Annotated in this window: 13 protein-coding genes; 9 read left to right on the top strand and 4 right to left on the bottom strand. The window is 62.7% G+C overall.

Annotated elements, in window-relative coordinates; all coding sequences use genetic code 11:
- Positions 1-293: 293 nt before the first annotated feature.
- The 3 genes from AC0L2U_RS29290 (at position 294) to AC0L2U_RS29280 (ending at position 6812) form a co-directional block, all read left to right on the top strand.
- Positions 294-2306, top strand: coding sequence for an acetyl-CoA carboxylase biotin carboxylase subunit (locus AC0L2U_RS29290; RefSeq protein WP_127396931.1), 2013 nt, complete (start codon positions 294-296; stop codon positions 2304-2306).
- A 107-nt stretch (positions 2307-2413) separates the two neighbouring features.
- Positions 2414-5941: a DNA polymerase III subunit alpha gene (dnaE, locus tag AC0L2U_RS29285; RefSeq protein WP_128363240.1), complete on the top strand. Its 3528-nt coding sequence runs from the start codon at positions 2414-2416 to the stop codon at positions 5939-5941.
- Between the two features lie 67 nt (positions 5942-6008).
- The gene (locus AC0L2U_RS29280; RefSeq protein WP_127270750.1) at positions 6009-6812 is read left to right on the top strand and encodes a potassium channel family protein; all 804 of its coding nucleotides are present in this window, start codon (positions 6009-6011) and stop codon (positions 6810-6812) included.
- Between the two features lie 10 nt (positions 6813-6822).
- Here AC0L2U_RS29280 and AC0L2U_RS29275 read toward each other — a convergent pair whose 3' ends face one another.
- Positions 6823-7704 carry a DMT family transporter gene (locus AC0L2U_RS29275; protein ID WP_127269138.1) on the bottom strand — a complete coding sequence of 294 codons (882 nt, stop codon included), beginning with the start codon at positions 7702-7704 and terminating at the stop codon, positions 6823-6825.
- Between the two features lie 197 nt (positions 7705-7901).
- Here AC0L2U_RS29275 and AC0L2U_RS29270 point away from each other — a divergent pair, with 197 nt between their 5' ends.
- On the top strand, positions 7902-8408 hold the full coding sequence (locus tag AC0L2U_RS29270) for a hypothetical protein (protein ID WP_127396906.1): 507 nt from the start codon (positions 7902-7904) through the stop codon (positions 8406-8408).
- Here the strand turns inward: AC0L2U_RS29270 and AC0L2U_RS29265 are convergent.
- Complete coding sequence (locus AC0L2U_RS29265) at positions 8405-9733, bottom strand: DNA polymerase IV (RefSeq protein ID WP_127396905.1); 1329 nt, start codon at positions 9731-9733, stop codon at positions 8405-8407. The genes AC0L2U_RS29270 and AC0L2U_RS29265 overlap by 4 nt on opposite strands.
- Before the next feature lie 65 nt (positions 9734-9798).
- Here AC0L2U_RS29265 and AC0L2U_RS29260 point away from each other — a divergent pair, with 65 nt between their 5' ends.
- Both AC0L2U_RS29260 and AC0L2U_RS29255 read left to right on the top strand, forming a co-directional pair.
- Positions 9799-10374 carry a GNAT family N-acetyltransferase gene (locus AC0L2U_RS29260; RefSeq protein ID WP_127396904.1) on the top strand — a complete coding sequence of 192 codons (576 nt, stop codon included), beginning with the start codon at positions 9799-9801 and terminating at the stop codon, positions 10372-10374.
- Between the two features lie 171 nt (positions 10375-10545).
- Positions 10546-12069 (top strand): hypothetical protein, encoded by a 1524-nt coding sequence (locus tag AC0L2U_RS29255; protein ID WP_473603052.1) that lies wholly within the window; start codon positions 10546-10548, stop codon positions 12067-12069.
- Positions 12070-12087: 18 nt separating this feature from the next.
- Here AC0L2U_RS29255 and AC0L2U_RS29250 read toward each other — a convergent pair whose 3' ends face one another.
- Positions 12088-12741, bottom strand: coding sequence for a hypothetical protein (locus AC0L2U_RS29250; RefSeq protein WP_292139211.1), 654 nt, complete (start codon positions 12739-12741; stop codon positions 12088-12090).
- On the bottom strand, positions 12738-13037 hold the full coding sequence (locus AC0L2U_RS29245; RefSeq protein ID WP_292139213.1) for a DUF3572 domain-containing protein: 300 nt from the start codon (positions 13035-13037) through the stop codon (positions 12738-12740). The genes AC0L2U_RS29250 and AC0L2U_RS29245 overlap by 4 nt, the downstream gene beginning before the upstream one ends.
- Positions 13038-13283: 246 nt before the next feature.
- On the opposite strand from AC0L2U_RS29245, the gene AC0L2U_RS29240 reads away from it, so the two are divergent.
- From AC0L2U_RS29240 to AC0L2U_RS29230, 3 genes are all read left to right on the top strand, one after another.
- Positions 13284-13655, top strand: a complete 372-nt coding sequence (locus tag AC0L2U_RS29240) for a response regulator (protein ID WP_013531932.1) — start codon at positions 13284-13286, stop codon at positions 13653-13655.
- A 33-nt stretch (positions 13656-13688) separates the two neighbouring features.
- Positions 13689-15062: a PleD family two-component system response regulator gene (locus AC0L2U_RS29235; RefSeq protein WP_023810534.1), complete on the top strand. Its 1374-nt coding sequence runs from the start codon at positions 13689-13691 to the stop codon at positions 15060-15062.
- 520 nt (positions 15063-15582) lie between these two features.
- Positions 15583-17055 carry an FAD-dependent monooxygenase gene (locus AC0L2U_RS29230; protein WP_473603051.1) on the top strand — a complete coding sequence of 491 codons (1473 nt, stop codon included), beginning with the start codon at positions 15583-15585 and terminating at the stop codon, positions 17053-17055.
- The last annotated feature ends 30 nt before the right edge of the window (positions 17056-17085 follow it).

The raw sequence follows: 17085 nt of genomic DNA, 5'->3' as shown, positions 1-17085 counted from the left end.
ACCAGAACCTCGCCCTCACGTGGGCCGTCGAGGTCGACCTCCATGATCTCCAGCGGCTTTCCGGCGGCGACAGCGACAGCGGCGCGGGTTTTCATCAGGCGTCCTCCAATGCGATTTTTTTCCAAGGTTTCAGGTTTTGCCGACACGATCAACTGGCAGCTGGCTCCCCGACTGGGCCACAGCGATGAATTGGAATCGCAAGTCGATTGAAAGGCAGTGAATTGCATGGTCGGCTTGACCCTGCAAGCACAGGCCATAAAAGGAACGGCCGACCCGAGGGGATGACATTTCGCATGTTCACCAAGATCCTGATCGCCAATCGCGGCGAAATTGCCTGCCGCGTCATCAAAACGGCGCGCAAGATGGGCATCGCCACGGTTGCCGTCTATTCCGATGCCGATCGCGATGCCGTGCATGTCGAGATGGCCGACGAGGCGGTGCATATCGGGCCTTCGCCAGCCGCGCTGAGCTATCTCGTCCCGGAAAAGATCATCGCCGCCTGCAAGGAAACGGGAGCCCAGGCCGTGCATCCCGGCTACGGATTCCTGTCCGAGCGGGCGGCCTTCTGCGAAGCGCTGGAAGCGGAAGGCATCATTTTCATCGGCCCGAAGCCCAAGGCCATAAAGGCGATGGGCGACAAGATCGAATCGAAGAAGTTCGCCAACGCCGCCAAGGTTTCCACCGTGCCCGGCTGGCTCGGCGTCATCGAGAATGCCGACCATGCCGAAAAGATCGCCGGCGAGATCGGCTATCCCGTGATGATCAAGGCTTCGGCCGGCGGCGGCGGCAAGGGCATGCGCATCGCCTGGAGCGAGGCCGAAGTGCGCGACGGCTTCGACCGCGCGCGCTCGGAAGCCAAGAGTTCGTTCGGCGACGATCGTGTCTTCATCGAGAGATTCGTCGTCGATCCGCGCCACATCGAAATCCAGGTGCTGGCCGACGCGCATGGCAACGCGCTCTATCTCGGCGAGCGCGAATGCTCGATCCAGCGACGCAACCAGAAGGTCGCCGAAGAGGCGCCATCGCCATTCCTGGACGCCGCGACACGCAAGGCCATGGGCGAGCAGTCGGTGGCGCTGGCCAGGGCCGTCGATTATCAAAGCGCCGGCACCGTGGAATTCATCGTCGACAGCGAGAAAAACTTCTATTTCCTTGAAATGAATACACGGTTGCAGGTCGAGCATCCGGTGACGGAGCTCGTCACCGGCATCGATCTGGTCGAGCAGATGATCCGCGTCGCCGCCGGCGAGAAGCTTGGCCTGAAGCAAAGCGACGTCAAACTGAACGGCTGGGCGGTGGAAAGCCGGCTCTACGCCGAAGACCCTTACCGCAATTTCCTGCCTTCGATCGGCCGGCTGACGCGCTACCGGCCGCCTGAGGAAGGACAATTCGGCGATGTCGTCATCCGCAACGACACCGGCGTCACCGAAGGCTCCGAAATCTCGATGTTCTACGATCCGATGCTCGCCAAGCTGTGCACCTGGGCGCCGACGCGTCTGGAAGCCATCGATGCCATGTCGGAAGCGCTCGACAGCTTCGTCGTCGACGGTATCGAGCACAACATTCCGTTCCTGGCTGCGTTGATGCAGCATCCGCGTTGGCGGGAAGGGCGGATATCGACCGCTTTCATATCCGAGGAATATCCCGACGGCTTCACGCCGGTCGTGCCGAACGATGACGAGAAGGCCGTTCTGGCCTCGATCGCGACCGCGGTGGAATTGCTGCGGCGTGATCGGCTTGACCGGCTGGGCGGGCGCCTGGCGCCGCATTCGGGAGCGCTGAAGCGCGACTGGGTGGTGAAGATCGGCGATGACTATCTGTCGGCCTCGATTATCGAGGGCATGATTTCCATTCCGATGGAAATCGATCTGTCGATCGAGGGCGGCAGGGCGTTGACCGTTGCATCAGACTGGCGGCCGGGCGACCTGGTCTGGCGCGGCACGGTCGGCAAGCGCAAGGTTACGGCTCAGGTCAGGCCGGTTGCCAATGGCTTTCGCATTGCCTGGAAGGGCATGTCGGTGACCGCGCGCGCCATGCTGCCGCGCACCGCCGAGTTGGAAAGGCTGATGCCCGAAAAGGTAGCGCCGGACACGTCGAACCTGCTGCTTTGCCCGATGCCTGGCCTTGTCGTGTCGATTGCCGTTGCCGAAGGCCAGGAGGTCAAGGCCGGCGAGACCTTGGCGGTGGTCGAAGCGATGAAGATGGAAAACGTGCTGCGTGCTGAACGCGACCTTGTCGTCTCCAAACTCAACGCCAAACCGGGCGACAGCCTGGCTGTCGACGCGGTGATCATGGAGTTTGCTTAGGGCTAGCCGGGCAGGCAGCCTGTGATCAGCAGTGGTTTGTGCTGGACTGGCATCGCGCGGTCCCGGACAATACATCTCCATCGACTCAAGGACCTTCACGCAGCACCATGGCCGACGAAAAACTTCCCCGCGATCCCCTGAAGCGCGAAGCAGCGATTGCTGCGGCGCGGCCGGAGGCCCCGGCGCGGCCCTTCGTCCATCTGCGCGTGCATTCGGCCTATTCGCTGCTGGAAGGCGCCTTGCAGATCGGCAAGGTGGTCGCTCATGCGGTCAAGGACGAAGCCCCGGCCATCGCCGTCACCGACACCAACAACCTGTTCGGCGCCCTGGAATTCGCGCAGAAGGCGGTGAAGGACGGCATTCAGCCGATTATCGGCTGTCAAACGGCGCTCGCCTTTTCCGGCGAAAACAGCGATGGCCAGCGCGACCGCAGGCGGCAGGGTCCCGATATGCGGCCGGTCGTCCTGCTTGCCGCGACCGAGGCCGGCTATTCCAACCTGGTCAGGCTGGTCAGCCGCGTCTACCTCGAAACGCCGCCGGGCGAAGCCGTGCACCTGACCACGGAAATGATGGAAGGCTTTTGTGACGGGTTGATCTGCCTCAGCGGTGGGCCGCGCGGACCGATCGGCACCGCCATCAAGGAAGATCGCCGCGATCTGGCCGAGGCACGGCTTTTGACCCTGAAGGCAATGTTCGGCGATCGCCTCTATGTCGAACTGGACCGGGTTTCCGGTTATGATCGCGTAATCGAGAAATCCTCGATCGATCTGGCCTATGCGCATGAATTGCCCCTGGTCGCCACCAACGAGGCGTTCTTTTCCTCTCGCGACGACTATGACGCACATGACGCGCTGATCGCCATCGCCGAAGGATCGGTCGTGGCCGCCGATAATCGTCGCCGGCTGTCGCCGGACAATTTCCTGCGCAGCCAGGCCGATATGGCCAGGCTCTTTGCCGATCTGCCAGAGGCGATCGACAACACTGTCGAGATCGCGCTGCGCTGCTCCTATTATCCCAAAAACCGCAATCCGATCCTGCCGCGCTTCACCGGCGGCGATGTCGCCGACAATGACGTCGCGGTGCAGGCGGAAGCCGACGAACTGGCCCGCCAGGCGCATGAGGGGCTCGACGCGCGCCTCGCCATGCATGGCCCGACATCAGGCTATACGGTCGAGCAATACCGCGAGCGGTTGAATTTCGAGCTTGGCATCATCACCAAGATGAAGTTTCCCGGCTACTTCCTGATCGTTGCCGACTTCATCAAATGGGCCAAGGCGCAAGGCATCCCGGTCGGGCCTGGCCGCGGTTCGGGCGCAGGCTCGCTGGTCGCCTATTCGACGACCATCACCGATATCGATCCGTTGCGCTTCTCGCTTCTGTTCGAGCGCTTCCTCAATCCCGACCGCGTGTCGATGCCCGACTTCGACATCGACTTCTGCCAGGATCGGCGTGAAGAGGTCATCCGCTACGTCCAGCAGAAATACGGCCGCGACCAGGTCGGCCAGATCATCACCTTTGGTACGTTGCAGGCCCGCGCCGTGCTTCGCGACGTCGGCCGCGTGCTGCAGATGCCGTATGGCCAGGTCGACAAGCTCTCCAAGATGGTGCCGCAGAACCCGGCCAATCCGGTCAAGCTCGCCGACGCCATCGCCAACGAGCCGCGTTTTGCCGAAGAGGCCGAGAGGGAGCCGATCGTCCAGACGCTGCTCGACATGGCGCAGAAGCTGGAGGGCCTTTACCGCCACGCCTCGACGCACGCCGCCGGCATCGTCATCGGCGACCGGCCGCTGTCGGAACTGGTGCCGATGTACCGCGATCCGCGCTCGGACATGCCCGTCACCCAGTTCAACATGAAATATGTTGAGCAGGCCGGGCTGGTGAAGTTCGACTTCCTCGGCCTGAAGACGCTGACCGTGCTGGAGACGGCGGTCAAGCTGATCCGCCGGCGCGGCATCGAGATCGACCTGGCAACGATCCCGCTCGACGATCCCGAGACCTACGCCATGCTGTCGCGCGGCGAAGTGGTCGGCGTGTTCCAGGTGGAAAGCGCCGGCATGCGCAAGGCGCTGATCGGCATGCGGCCCGACTGCATCGAGGACATCATCGCGCTGGTCGCGCTCTACCGCCCCGGTCCGATGGAGAACATTCCGACCTACAACGCCAGAAAGCATGGCGAGGAGGAGATGGCGTCGATCCATCCCAAGATCGACCATCTGGTGAAGGAGACGCAAGGCGTCATCGTCTACCAGGAACAGGTGATGCAGATCGCGCAGGAGCTGTCCGGCTACTCGCTCGGCGAAGCCGATCTGCTGCGCCGCGCCATGGGCAAGAAGATCCGCGCCGAGATGGACAAGCAGCGTGAGCGCTTCGTCTCCGGCGCGGTCGAGCGTGGCGTCGGCAAGCCGCAAGCCGATTTCATTTTCGACCTGCTGGCCAAGTTCGCCGACTATGGTTTCAACAAATCGCACGCCGCCGCCTATGCGGTGGTTTCGTACCAGACCGCCTATCTCAAGGCGCATTATCCGGTCGAGTTCCTGGCAGCGTCGATGACGCTCGACATGGGCAACACCGACAAGCTGGCCGATTTCCGCCAGGACGCGCTGCGCCTTGGCATCGAGGTTCTGGCGCCTTCGGTGATGTCGAGCTTTCGCCCCTTCGAGGTCGGTGAGAACCGCATCTACTATTCGCTGGCAGCGCTCAAGGGCGTCGGCGATGCGGCGGTCGAGCACATCGTTGCCCAGCGTGGCGAAAAGCCGTTCAAGAACCTCGCCGATTTCTGCGAGCGGGTCGATCCCAAGATCGTCGGCAAGCGCGTCTTCGAAAGCCTGATCATGGCCGGCGCGCTCGATTGCTTCGGCCATGACCGCGCATCGATGATGTCGGGCGTGGAACGCATGATGGGACTGGCGTCGCTGGCGCAGCAGAACGCGGTTTCCGGCCAGCACGACATCTTCGGCGCTTCGCTCGGCGCTCAGTCGCAGGCACTCAATCTGCCGGCGACAGAGCCATGGCTCGCCGCCGACCGGCTGCACCGTGAATTCCAGGTGGTCGGCTTCTATCTCTCGGCGCACCCGCTCGACGAGTACAAGGCAGCCCTGCAGAAGATGCGGGTTCAGACCTGGGCCGAGTTTTCGGCGGCCGTCAAACGCGGTGCCGCCGCCGGCCGTCTGGCCGGCACGGTGACGTCCAAGCAGGAGCGCAAGACGCGCACCGGCAACAAGATGGGCGTTATCGCCTTTTCCGACACATCCGGCCAGTACGAAGCCGTGCTGTTTTCCGAAGGACTGGCGCAATATCGAGATCTGCTCGAGGCCGGCCGCTCCGTGGTCATCACCGTTGCCGCCGAGGACAGGCCGGAAGGCGTCAATCTGCGCATCAACTCAGTGCAGTCGCTGGAGGACGAGGCAAGCCGTATCCAGAAGGCACTTCGCATCTTCGTGCGCAACGCCTCGCCGATCAACACGCTGGCCGGCCAACTGACCGTCAGGGGCGAAGGCCAGGTCAGCTTCGTGCTGATCAAGGAAGAGGGCGAGGGGGAAATCGAAATCGAGTTGCCGAACCGCTACCGGATTTCGCCACAGATCGCTTCGGCGATGCGCGCGGTGCCGGGTGTGGTCGAAGTGGAGCTGGTGTGACCCCCGCTCTTTCTCGCGCGCGGCGGTCAGCCGGGCGGTCGCTGCCGCGAACGCCAGCGCAGTCAGTATGAAGCCGGCGCAGAGGAACGGGTCGCAGGCGGTTTCAGCCTTGGCGCGGCTGCGTGACAGGCTGCGCAGGCTCTATCATGGGCGCACGCCGGCCGCTTTCCGGTTCCAACTGGTGGCCGTCGTCATCGACCTCGCCATCATCGCCTTCTTCATCGCGACGCCGGTTCTTCAGGACAAGCCGTCCTTCCTCTGGCTCGACTATTCGGCGGCCGCGCTTGTCGCCGCGGATCTGGTCGCCCGGCTGCTTGCCTCCAAAAACATGCTGCGGCTGATGAAGCAGCCGACGTCGTGGGTCGATGTCTTCATCCTTTTGACGCTGCTGATGCCGACGGCGTTCGCCAATCTCGCCTTCCTGCGCATCCTGCGGCTGTGGTCGCTGTCGCGCAGCGGTTCGCTCTGGCGGCATCTGGAGATGCGCGGCCTGAGGCCGTGGCGCGAGGCCAGCCACGCGGTCATCAACCTTTTGACCTTCCTGTTCGTCATCACCGGCTTCGTCTACACGTTCTTCTTCCGCACTGGCGCCGGTCTGGAAAACTATGTCGACGCGCTTTATTTCACCGTCGCCACGGTGACGACGACCGGCTTCGGCGACATCGTGCTGCCGGGCATAGCCGGCAAGCTGACCGCAATCGTCACCATGATCATCGGCATATCGCTGTTTGTCAGACTGGCTCAGGCGATCTTCCGGCCAGCCAAGGTTTTGTTTCCCTGTCCGCAGTGCGGCTTGCGGCGGCACGAGCCGGACGCCGTGCATTGCAAAGCCTGCGGTCATCTTCTCAACATACCCGACGAAGGGAACTGACGGCCGGGTACTACGACGCCGCCACTTCGGCCGGCTTTATAGCCCTGCGCTGAAGATTGAGCAGATTGCCCATCAGGATCAGCAGCGCGCCGCCGGCGGTGAAAGCATCGATCTGCTCGCTATAGAGCAGCCAGCCAATCAGCGCCGATAGCGGCACGCGCAGAAAATCCATCGGCGAGACGATGGTCGCATCGGCATAGCCAAGCGCGCGGGCCATACAGAAATGCGACGACATGCCGGTGAAAGCGATCAGCACGATCCACGGCCATAGCTCCAGTGGCGGATTGCGCCACGTATAGAGCGCCGGGATGAGACCGACCATCGACTGGATAATCAGCATCCAGCAGATGATGCGCACGACGCTGTCAGTCCGGGTCAGCGATTTGATCGTGACCACCGAGATGCCGAAGCAGGCCGCGGCACCCAGCACGACGAGATGTCCAGGGTCGACCGAGCCGACACCGGGGCGCACGATGATCACCACGCCGATCAGCCCCAGCCCGATCGCTGCCAGCTTGGGCCGGTTCAGCCTTTCACCCAGAAAAATCACCGCCAGGATAGCTGTCCAGATCGGCGTGGTGAATTCGATCGAGATCAGCACCGCCAGCGGGATCAAAGTGAGGGCGTAGAGCCAGGCCGCCTGGCCCGTGTAATGGATGACGTTGCGGGCGATATGGGCAATGGGGCGCTGCGTGCGCATGGCTCGAAAACCGCCACTCATCATCACCAGCGGCAGAAGAATGAAGAAGCCGATCACAGAGCGCAACTCAAGCACCTGGAAGACGTTGAGCTCCGCTGTCGTGGCTCGGCCGGCGACCGTCATCCCAAGGAAGGAAGCGATCGACAGTGCCATCCAGAACGCGGCCTTGGGGATCGAGGGGGTGGGTGCCATTCGCGCTGTGTCGCAGGCGAGGGCTTCTGCCGCAATCGCTACACAAGGCATTCTTCTGGGCCAGTCGCGACTGGCTGGATGTTGTAAAACAGTCGTGTGGCGGGCGGAACCTGAAACGGCAAGTGGCGTTGAGTTCCGGTGGTCAGCCGTGCTCGCGGACCGTCCCGCCTTTTTCAAGATCGACAAGGAGAGCTTCAATGAGATCCTTCGCGCAATTCGCGCTTGCCGGCGGCTTATTGGTTGCGGCAGGCGCGGCACATGCCGACGAGGCCCAATTTCTCCAGGCGTTCAAGGGCAATTTCGCCGGCAAGGGTATCGTCAAGGTCACCACCGATGCGCCGACCGTGAACGTGTCCTGCACGTTCAGCTCGAACGCGACATCGACCTCCCTGTCGCTCGACGGCAATTGCCGGGGACTTGTCGTGGTCACGCGCGCCATCAGCGCGGACCTGAAGGCCAGCGGTGCCAAATACAGCGGCACCTATGTCGGCTCTCGCACGGGACCGGCGCAGCTTAACGGCAGCCGTTCGGGCAACGCGATCAACCTGGGCATTCGCTGGGCCAAGGAGGTCAATGGCGACCGAAGGGCGCAGATGAAGGTCGAGAAACGCGGCGAGAAGGGCATGCGGCTGACCGTCATCGACACCGACCCGAAAACCGGCAAGAGCGTGGTGACGAGCAGGATTGATCTGCAGCGCACCTAATCCTCGAGCGGCTCCGGCGGATGGGTGTGGCGGCCCTTGCCGAATGTGTAGCCGGTTTCCACCGCCTTGCGGCCGAACTTGTCGCGCAGGGCGTCGATGGCGCCTTCGGCCATGGCGCGCTTGCGCGATTGGATGTCGACCAGATCGGGCGGGTCGGCCTTGTCGTCGTCCGAGAGGTCGCTGACGCCGATGCCAAGCAGCCGATACTTCGTGCCGTCGGTTTCCTTGCGCAGAAGCTCCACCCCGGTCTGAAAGATGCGGTCGGCGAGCCGGGTCGGATCGCCGAGCTGGCGATTGCGCGTGCGCAGCTTGAAATCCTGGGTCTTCAGCTTCAGCACCACGGTGCGCCCGGCAATGCCTGACTTTTTCAGCCGTGCCGAGACCTTTTCCGAAAGGCCCCTGAGAACCGCGACCAGTTCCTCCAGCGACGCGATATCGGTGTCGAAGGTGGTTTCGGCCGATACGCTCTTGGCATCCTGGTCGGGATCGACGCGGCGGACGTCCTCGCCGCGCGAAAGGTGGTAGAGCCGGTCGCCCATCGTGCCGTAGCGGCGCATCAGGTCGCCGCGATCCATCTGCTGCAACTGGCCGATGGTGCGGATGCCGTCACGCTCCAGCGTGGCGTTGAATGCCTTTCCGACACCCCAGATCATGGTCACCGGCTGCGCCGAGAGGAAGCCGACTGCCTCGGCCTCGCCGATGACCGAGAAACCGCGCGGCTTGCGAAAGTCAGACGCAATCTTGGCGAGGAACTTGCAATAGGACAGGCCGGCCGAAACGGTGATGCCGATCTCCTTCTCGACGGCCTGCGCGAAGCGCGCCAGCACCACAGCGGGCGGCAGGCCGTGCAGCCGTTCGGTGCCGGCGAGGTCGAGAAACGCCTCGTCGATCGACAGCGGCTCGACCAGCGGTGTCAGCGCTTGCATCATGGCGCGCACTTCGCGGCCGACGCGCACGTATTTTTCCATGTTGGGGCTGATGACCACCGCCTCCGGGCAGGCTTCGAGCGCCTTGAACATCGGCATGGCCGAGCGCACGCCTTGGATGCGGGCGATATAGCATGCGGTGGAGACGACGCCGCGCTTGCCGCCGCCGATGATCAGCGGCTTGTCCTTGAGCGCCGGATTGTCGCGCTTTTCGATCGCCGCATAGAAGGCGTCGCAATCGATATGGGCCAGATGCAGCCGGTAAAGCTCTGGATGACGCACAAGCCGAGGACTACCGCAGCGCTCGCAGCGGCGCGCCTGGCTGCGCTGAAACGTCAGGCAGTCGCGGCAAAAGCCGTGATCGGGATTGTTGACAGGGGCCGCCATCGCTGCGAACATAAAGAGAACAGAAGCAATGGTACGACAGTGCAAGGCCAGCGACAAGGCTGGCCTGGGGAGAACGCATGAGCACGACCATAGCGCCGCTTGCACCCGAGCTTTGGGCTGAATTCGAGGACCTCTTCGGCAAGCAAGGCGCCTGCTACGGCTGCTGGTGCACGCATTTCCGGCTGGCGCCGGCGATGCGCCGCGAGAGCAGCCGGGAACGCAACAAGGACCACATCAAGGCGCGTATCGAGGCCGGCCCGCCGCCCGGACTGCTGGCATTCGAGGATGGCCAGGCGGTCGGCTGGATGCAGATCGGACCGCGCGCCGACGTACCCGAATGGAACAATCAGGGCAGGGGCTCGGCACCGGTCGATCCTGCCGACGCCGCGGATCCGGGCGTCTGGGCGATCTCCTGCTTCTTCATCCGCGCCAAGGCGCGCGGCAGGGGCATCACGCATCGCCTCGTCGAAGGCGGCATCGATTTCGCCCGCCAGAATGGAGCCCGGCTGCTCGAGGCGTGCCCGATGGACCTGTCTCGCGATTCGCGCTCGATCGGCCTGTTCGTCGGCTCGTCGCGGATCTTCGAGAAGGCGGGTTTCGAGCGGCTGGTGGAACGCAAGGCCGGCCGCCCGCTGATGCGGCTGGTGCTTTGATGAGGTCCGCTCGTGGCTTGTTGATCTCACCTTGCGGTTGCAGCAGTATTTTCATACCAGACGGACGTACCTTCTAAAGCGCATGCGCTTTGGGGTTTTGTTTATGCATGTCGTTCTCCCAAACCAGGACCCACTTTGGGCGACATGCATTAGGTCAAACGGAGAATTCGCGTGAACCGTGCCCTGCCATTCGTTTTCCTCCTTGCGTTGAGCGCGCCTGCGTTCGGTCAGACCGTCGACAGTCAGGGTGCGAAGCAATTGTCCGACGACTTGTCCCGCTATGTCGGCAAGCAGGCCATCGACAAAGGCATTTTGAAGGTTTCGCTTGAAGGTGGCGCCTACAGGATCCTGTTCGATTTCAAGGCACTTGCCGCATCGTTTCCGGACCAGAAACTGCTGAAGTTCGACTTCGCGCCCTATGCCCTGATGGTCAAGCCGCGCAGCGACGGGTCCTGGGATGTCTCCATGGATTTCTCCCAAACCGCCTCCTTCGAGTTCAATGGACCCGAGGGGCTGCAAAGCACTCAGTTTTCGATCAAGGACGGCAAGGGTTCGGGCGTCTACGATCCAAATCTGGCGGCCTTTACCAGCGGCACCAGCTCGATGGCCGGCGTGACGATGGCATCGAAGGATGCCAAGCAGCGCATGGAAGCCAGCACGGGCGCCGGCGTCGCGACCGTTGCCGCGACCAAGTCGGCGGCCGGGGGCGTCGATTTCACAACCTCGCAAAAGGTGTCGAGCTTTGTCGAAGCGATCAATTTCGACGATCCGGAGAGCGGGTTGAAATTCCCGGTCACCGTCAGGTCGCCGGAACTGTCGGTCGAAGCCAGCGGCAAGGGCGTGCGGACCAAGCCATTGCTCGATCTCCTGGCATTTGCGGTGGCCAACGAGGACGAGGCGACGCTGAAGGCCAACCAGGCGCAGCTCAAATCGCTTCTGCTCGCCGCCTTGCCGCTTTGGCAGCGTATCGACGGGACCTACGGTTTCAAGGATTTTGCGGTGGAAAGCCCGGTCGGCAATTTCGGCGCCACCCAGCTCAGCACCGTGTTCGGCACCGATGGCGTGGCCCAGAACGGCACGATCACGTACGGCATCAAGGCATCGGGGCTGAGCGTGCCGACCCAGCTTCTGCCGAGCTGGAGCGTGGGGTTGTTGCCCACCGATGTCGATTTGAACTTTGGCGGCGCCAATATCGATCTCGACAGCATGGCGAAGAAGGCGATCGAAGCCTTTGATCTCAATAAGAATCCCCCTCTGTCGGCCGAATTCGGCGAGCAGCTTAAAGTCGACTTCTTGGCCAAGATGCCGAAGGTCGTGCTTGGCCACAGCACCGTGAAGAACAAGGACACGGAGATCGCGCTGGAAGGCGAGATGACATTCCCAGGCGAAAAGCCCGAAGGAAGCGTAACCGTCGATGTCGCCGGCTTCGACAAGCTTGTCGAAGGCCTGCAGGAAGCGGCAAAGTCGGAACCGGAGGTTGGCCAATACGTGCCAGTCGCTCTCATGGCGAAGGGCTTTGGCAAGACGCTGCCCGATGGCCGGCTGGAATGGATTGTCAATGCCAAGGCCGATGGCTCGGTCACCGTCAATGGCGTCATGCTGAAGCCCGCCGATCCGGCCGTGGACGACAGCATGGATGATGGTGACGGCGCCGATGACAGCGGAGAGGACAGCGGCGGCGCAGGGGCGAACTGAACCCCTGAAGCTTGGAGTTCAGAGCCCCAGCGCGCTTGCGATCTTGGGCGCTGCCTCGTGCCAGTCCTGGACGACGACCACATCGTCCGTCACCGGCGGCAGGAATGCGCGCAGCGAATTGTCGGCCATCAGGTGGAACAGTTCGGCGTCGGCGACCGATTCCCGTACCGACGCCAGATTGTGCGGCTGATCGTCGACGAAGACCACCGGTCGGCCGGCCTTGCCGCGAAGCTTGGCCACTGCCGGTCCTTTGGCCATTTCAGTAGTCAGAAGCGGGTAGCTCAGCCCAAGCGCGTCGAGATGGACGCGACGCACGGCACGGTGTTTGTGCGGCATGGCCGTCAGCAAGATGATTTCCGCGCGATCGCCAAGCCCTGCCAGGGCTTCTGACGCGCCGTCAGTAATGTTTTGCCAATCGGCTTGCGCGTCAAAGAAATCGGCCAGCAGTGCCGTGACTTCGGGCTGTTCGACCAGGCGGCCGCTGGCGGTCTCTGCGATGTTGCCGGTCAGCCGGAAGGAGGCCAGCGTCAGGCCATAGCCGCGCGCCTTGAGGAAATTCGGAAACGGTCGGATGAATTCGAGCACGACATCGTCGACATCGAGGACAAGCAAGGGGCGGTCGTCGGCTGCCAGTTCTTCAATCTGGCGCGCGGTTTCCGGATCATCGCTCATATGGAATGCTCGTGGTTGTCGTCGCCCAGCGGCAGCGACCGCAAGGCTTTGCCGACAGCCGCCGGCGGGGTGCCGGTTTCCTCGGCAAAGCGCATCAGAGTCGGCTCGTGGGCGAGGATGAATTGCAGGACACCGGCCAGAAAACCCGGCTCGCTGGCGGCTTTGCGGATCGAATGGACCTCTATGCCGGTGATTGCCAGAAAGCGCGCCAGAAGCTCCGGATCGGAGGCGACGAAGCCCAGGGCCTTCACGGCAATCGATTCCGCTTCTTCGCGCATTGACGCTGCGTTTGCCATCACTACCTTCGGTGTGTGGAATGAGTCTCTCCCGCAGTAATGGCAAGAGTTGCTTGCGGCAAGCCATTAGAGCGTGGCGCGCCCTTTGGACGCGCAGGGGACGAGGTGGAATTCGCGCTGTTTTCCAGCCGCGGATTTCCGTTTCGTCAATCATATTGCCGTAAAGTGAAGCAGGGTTTGATGCGTTCAGACATGGGCGCATGACGGTTGCCTTCGAAGCGGAAGGGCAGCCGGGACGGGAAATCGATGCCGAAGAAGGTTATGATCGTCGAGGACAATGAGCTCAATATGAAGCTCTTTCGCGACCTCATCGAGGCAAGCGGTTACGAGACCGTGCGCACCCGAAACGGTCTGGAAGCGCTCGATTTGGCGCGCCAGCACCGGCCGGATCTGATCCTGATGGATATCCAATTGCCTGAAGTGTCGGGGCTTGAAGTGACCAAATGGCTGAAGGAAGACGACGAACTGCACGTCATCCCGGTCATTGCGGTGACCGCCTTCGCCATGAAGGGCGACGAGGAACGTATCCGCCAGGGCGGCTGCGAGGCTTATATTTCTAAGCCGATCTCGGTGCCGCGTTTCATCGAAACCATCAAATCCTATCTGGGCGATGCGTGATGTGCCCCTTCAGCCGAGCCGGAGCCTTGTGAAATGACTGCGCGGATCCTCGTCGTCGACGATATCCCTGCCAATGTGCGGCTGCTGGAAGTGCGGCTGCTGGCCGAATATTTCGAAGTGCTGACCGCCACCAACGGGCCGGATGCGATCGAGACCTGTGAGAACGGCAAGGTCGATGTCGTGCTGCTCGACGTGATGATGCCGGACATGGACGGCTTCGAGGTCTGTCGGCGGCTGAAGAGCGATCCGGCGACATCGCACATTCCGGTGGTGATGATCACCGCGCTCGATCAGGTCTCCGACCGCGTCCGCGGGCTCGAGGCCGGTGCCGACGACTTCCTGACCAAGCCGGTCAACGACCTGCAGCTTATGACGCGCGTCAAGAGCCTGGTTCGCCTGAAGTCGCTGACCGACGAGTTGCGGCTGCGCGCCTCGACGACGCGCAACATCGGCATCGAGGAGTTGCTCAGCCGCAATTTCGCATCCGAGGACACGACGCCCAAGGTGCTTTTGATCGACGAACGCAAATCATCCGTCGAGCGCATCCAGAAGATGCTGCGCGACCGGGCCGATCTCGACGTCACACATGATCCGCATGCCGGTTTCTTCCAGGCCGCCGAGACGTCCTATGAATGCGTGATGATCTCGACCGCGTTCGCCGATTTCGATCCGCTGAGGCTCTGTTCGCAGTTGCGCTCGCTCGATCGCACCCGTTTCGTGCCGATCATCCTGTTGGCGGAGGAGGGCGAGGAGGAACGCATCATCCGCGGCCTCGAACTCGGCATCAATGATTATCTGATGCGGCCGATCGACCAGCAGGAGTTGACGGCGCGGCTGCGCACCCAGGTGCGCCGCAAGCGTTACAACGACCAGCTGCGCGCCAGCGTCACCCAGACCATCGAAATGGCGGTGACCGATGGACTGACCGGGCTGCACAACCGCCGCTATCTGGACAGCCACCTGCAGACGCTGTTCGATCGCGCCGTGGCGCGGCGCCGGCCGCTGTCGGTGATGATCACCGACCTCGACCGCTTCAAGGCGATCAACGATGCGCACGGTCATGACGGCGGCGACGAGGTTCTGCGGGAATTCGCACGACGGCTGCGCAAGAATGTCAGGGGTATCGACCTTGCCTGCCGCTTTGGCGGCGAGGAGTTCGTGGTGGTGATGCCGGACACCGAGGGCGCGGTGGCCGAGAAGGTAGCCGAGCGCATTCGCGCCGAAATCGCCCAGGCGGCTTTCGCCATCGGGCAGGACGGCAAGGCGATCGAAGTCACGGTCAGCGTCGGCGTGTCGTCGGTGCTGAAGGGCGTGGACACGGTGGCGGCGCTGATGAAGCGTGCCGATCTCGCGCTCTACGAAGCCAAAAGCGGCGGCCGAAATCGCGTCGTCGCCAAGGCGGCGTAGCGATCCAGCCCCGATTATCCTGTCAACCCGACAGGGTTACCCGTTTACCTTAATCCAAGCGATTCGCGAGCCTTGGTTAAGAAACTGTTGATTTTCATAAGCTCTTGCGCAACTGTGCAGGCCAAGACGAAGCCGGCACGAGGATAGAAAACCGGCTCCGATCCTGGGAATACCCCATGATGCTCAGGTCCGCCGCATCTCCTGGGTCCGTGGGGTCGGCCGGCCGGCGCTGGCACATAGTGGCCTCCTCGTACCGCTGCCAAACGCCGACCGGCCCCCTTCTCTCCAAAAGAACATCAGAACTCCGTGCTAAAGCACGGAGAATCTGCGTTTTTGCATGTGAATCGGAACACCCGTTGTAGCCGTTCCAACACAGCTTCGCTGTGAGAGCAGCCAACGATGAGGGGAAGAGCACCCCTTCCATTTCATAGATATGGCGCACAAGGGGCTTGCGGCAAGACCCGGCTCCTCCCGTAAAACCGCGACCCAAGCCAGGGTGCGGAAAACGGGAGTTACGATAATGATTTCAGATCATGCGGTTGTGATCGCCGGGGGTGGTCCGACGGGATTGATGCTGGCAGGCGAACTGGCGCTGGCAGGCGTGGACGTTGCCATTTTCGAAAGGCGACCGGATCAGAAACTGGCAGGATTGCGCGCAGGCGGCCTGCATGCGCGCACTCTTGAGGTGCTCGACCAGCGCGGAATTGTGGATCGGTTTCTTTCACAGGGACAGATATCGCCGTCCGTGGGCTTCCACATGATCCGGTTAGGCATCAGCGATTTTCCCACGCGCCACAATTATCTGCTGGCACTGCGGCAAAACCACATCGAGCGCATCCTGGCCGACTGGGTCGGCGAGTTGAAGGTGCCGATCTATCGTGAACACGAGGTTGCGGGGTTTACCCAGGACGACAGCGGCGTCGATGTCGAACTGTCCACCGGTCACCGCCTGAGGGCCGCATATCTGGTCGGGTGCGACGGAGGCCGCAGCACCATTCGCAAGGCGACCGGTATCGAGTTTGCCGGATGGGATCCGACGATGAGCTGGATGATTGCCGAGGTCGAAATGTCGGAAGAACCGGCATGGGGCTTCCGCAGCAACGCCTCCGGAATTCATGCCCTGGGTAAGATCGAGGACGGCAGGAAGGTTGGCGTCGTGCTGACGGAGCCATGCCTGGAGGCGCGCGGCGAACCGACCCTGCGCGAGCTCAGCGAGGCGCTGACTGCCGTCTACGGCACCGACTTCGGGGTCCACAGCCCGACCTGGCTCTCCCGCTTCACCGACATGACGCGCCAGGCCACCGCATATCGCGACAGGCGTGTGCTGCTGGCGGGTGATGCCGCGCACATCCATCCGCCGATGGGCGGACAGGGCCTCAACATCGGCGTGCAGGATGCGGTGAACCTTGGATGGAAGCTGGCCCAAATCATCAAGGGGACATCGCCGCAAAGCCTGCTCGACAGCTATCACGCCGAGCGTCATCCGGTCGCCGCCCGCGTGTTGCGCAACACGATGGCGCAGGTTGCGCTTCGCCGCACGGATGACCGCAGCAAGGCCTTGGCCGATACCGTTGCCGAGTTGCTCGGCATGGATGAACCCCGCAAGAAAATCGCCGCGGAGGTGTCTGGTCTGGGTGTTCATTACGACCTTGGCGAGGGGCATCCACTGCTTGGGCGGCGAATGCCCGATCTCGATCTGACCACCGCCGGCGGACGGTTGCGGGTCTTCACCTTGCTGCACGACGCGCGGCCCGTGCTGCTCAACCTCGGTGAGCCCGGCAGGCTGGACATCGCGTCCTGGGCTGATCGGGTCCGGCAGATCGACGCCGGTTACGCCGGTATCTGGGACCTCCCGGCTCTCGGGACGGTCGTTTCGCCCGACGCGGTCTTGATCCGGCCCGATGGTTATGTGGCTTGGGCCGGGGCGGGAACCCAACAGGGCCTGGTGGACGCGCTGACCACCTGGTTCGGGCCGCCTGCCACCGCAGGTTAGCAGACACGATCGCAGCGCGACCGCGCGATC

This window comes from Mesorhizobium sp. WSM4808 (genome assembly GCF_055811675.1).
The sequence above is the reverse complement of the archived record's forward strand: the minus strand, read 5'-3'. Positions and strand labels throughout refer to the sequence as shown.

Excerpts from the sequence above, each read along its gene's own strand:
- AC0L2U_RS29290 (WP_127396931.1), top strand. The coding sequence starts at position 294 with ATGTTCACCAAGATCCTGATCGCCAATCGCGGCGAAATTGCCTGCCGC.
- dnaE (WP_128363240.1), top strand. The coding sequence starts at position 2,414 with ATGGCCGACGAAAAACTTCCCCGCGATCCCCTGAAGCGCGAAGCAGCG.
- AC0L2U_RS29280 (WP_127270750.1), top strand. The coding sequence starts at position 6,009 with ATGAAGCCGGCGCAGAGGAACGGGTCGCAGGCGGTTTCAGCCTTGGCG.
- AC0L2U_RS29275 (WP_127269138.1), bottom strand. The coding sequence starts at position 7,704 with ATGGCACCCACCCCCTCGATCCCCAAGGCCGCGTTCTGGATGGCACTG.
- AC0L2U_RS29270 (WP_127396906.1), top strand. The coding sequence starts at position 7,902 with ATGAGATCCTTCGCGCAATTCGCGCTTGCCGGCGGCTTATTGGTTGCG.
- AC0L2U_RS29265 (WP_127396905.1), bottom strand. The coding sequence starts at position 9,733 with ATGTTCGCAGCGATGGCGGCCCCTGTCAACAATCCCGATCACGGCTTT.
- AC0L2U_RS29260 (WP_127396904.1), top strand. The coding sequence starts at position 9,799 with ATGAGCACGACCATAGCGCCGCTTGCACCCGAGCTTTGGGCTGAATTC.
- AC0L2U_RS29250 (WP_292139211.1), bottom strand. The coding sequence starts at position 12,741 with ATGAGCGATGATCCGGAAACCGCGCGCCAGATTGAAGAACTGGCAGCC.
- AC0L2U_RS29245 (WP_292139213.1), bottom strand. The coding sequence starts at position 13,037 with ATGGCAAACGCAGCGTCAATGCGCGAAGAAGCGGAATCGATTGCCGTG.
- AC0L2U_RS29240 (WP_013531932.1), top strand. The coding sequence starts at position 13,284 with ATGCCGAAGAAGGTTATGATCGTCGAGGACAATGAGCTCAATATGAAG.
- AC0L2U_RS29235 (WP_023810534.1), top strand. The coding sequence starts at position 13,689 with ATGACTGCGCGGATCCTCGTCGTCGACGATATCCCTGCCAATGTGCGG.
- AC0L2U_RS29230 (WP_473603051.1), top strand. The coding sequence starts at position 15,583 with ATGATTTCAGATCATGCGGTTGTGATCGCCGGGGGTGGTCCGACGGGA.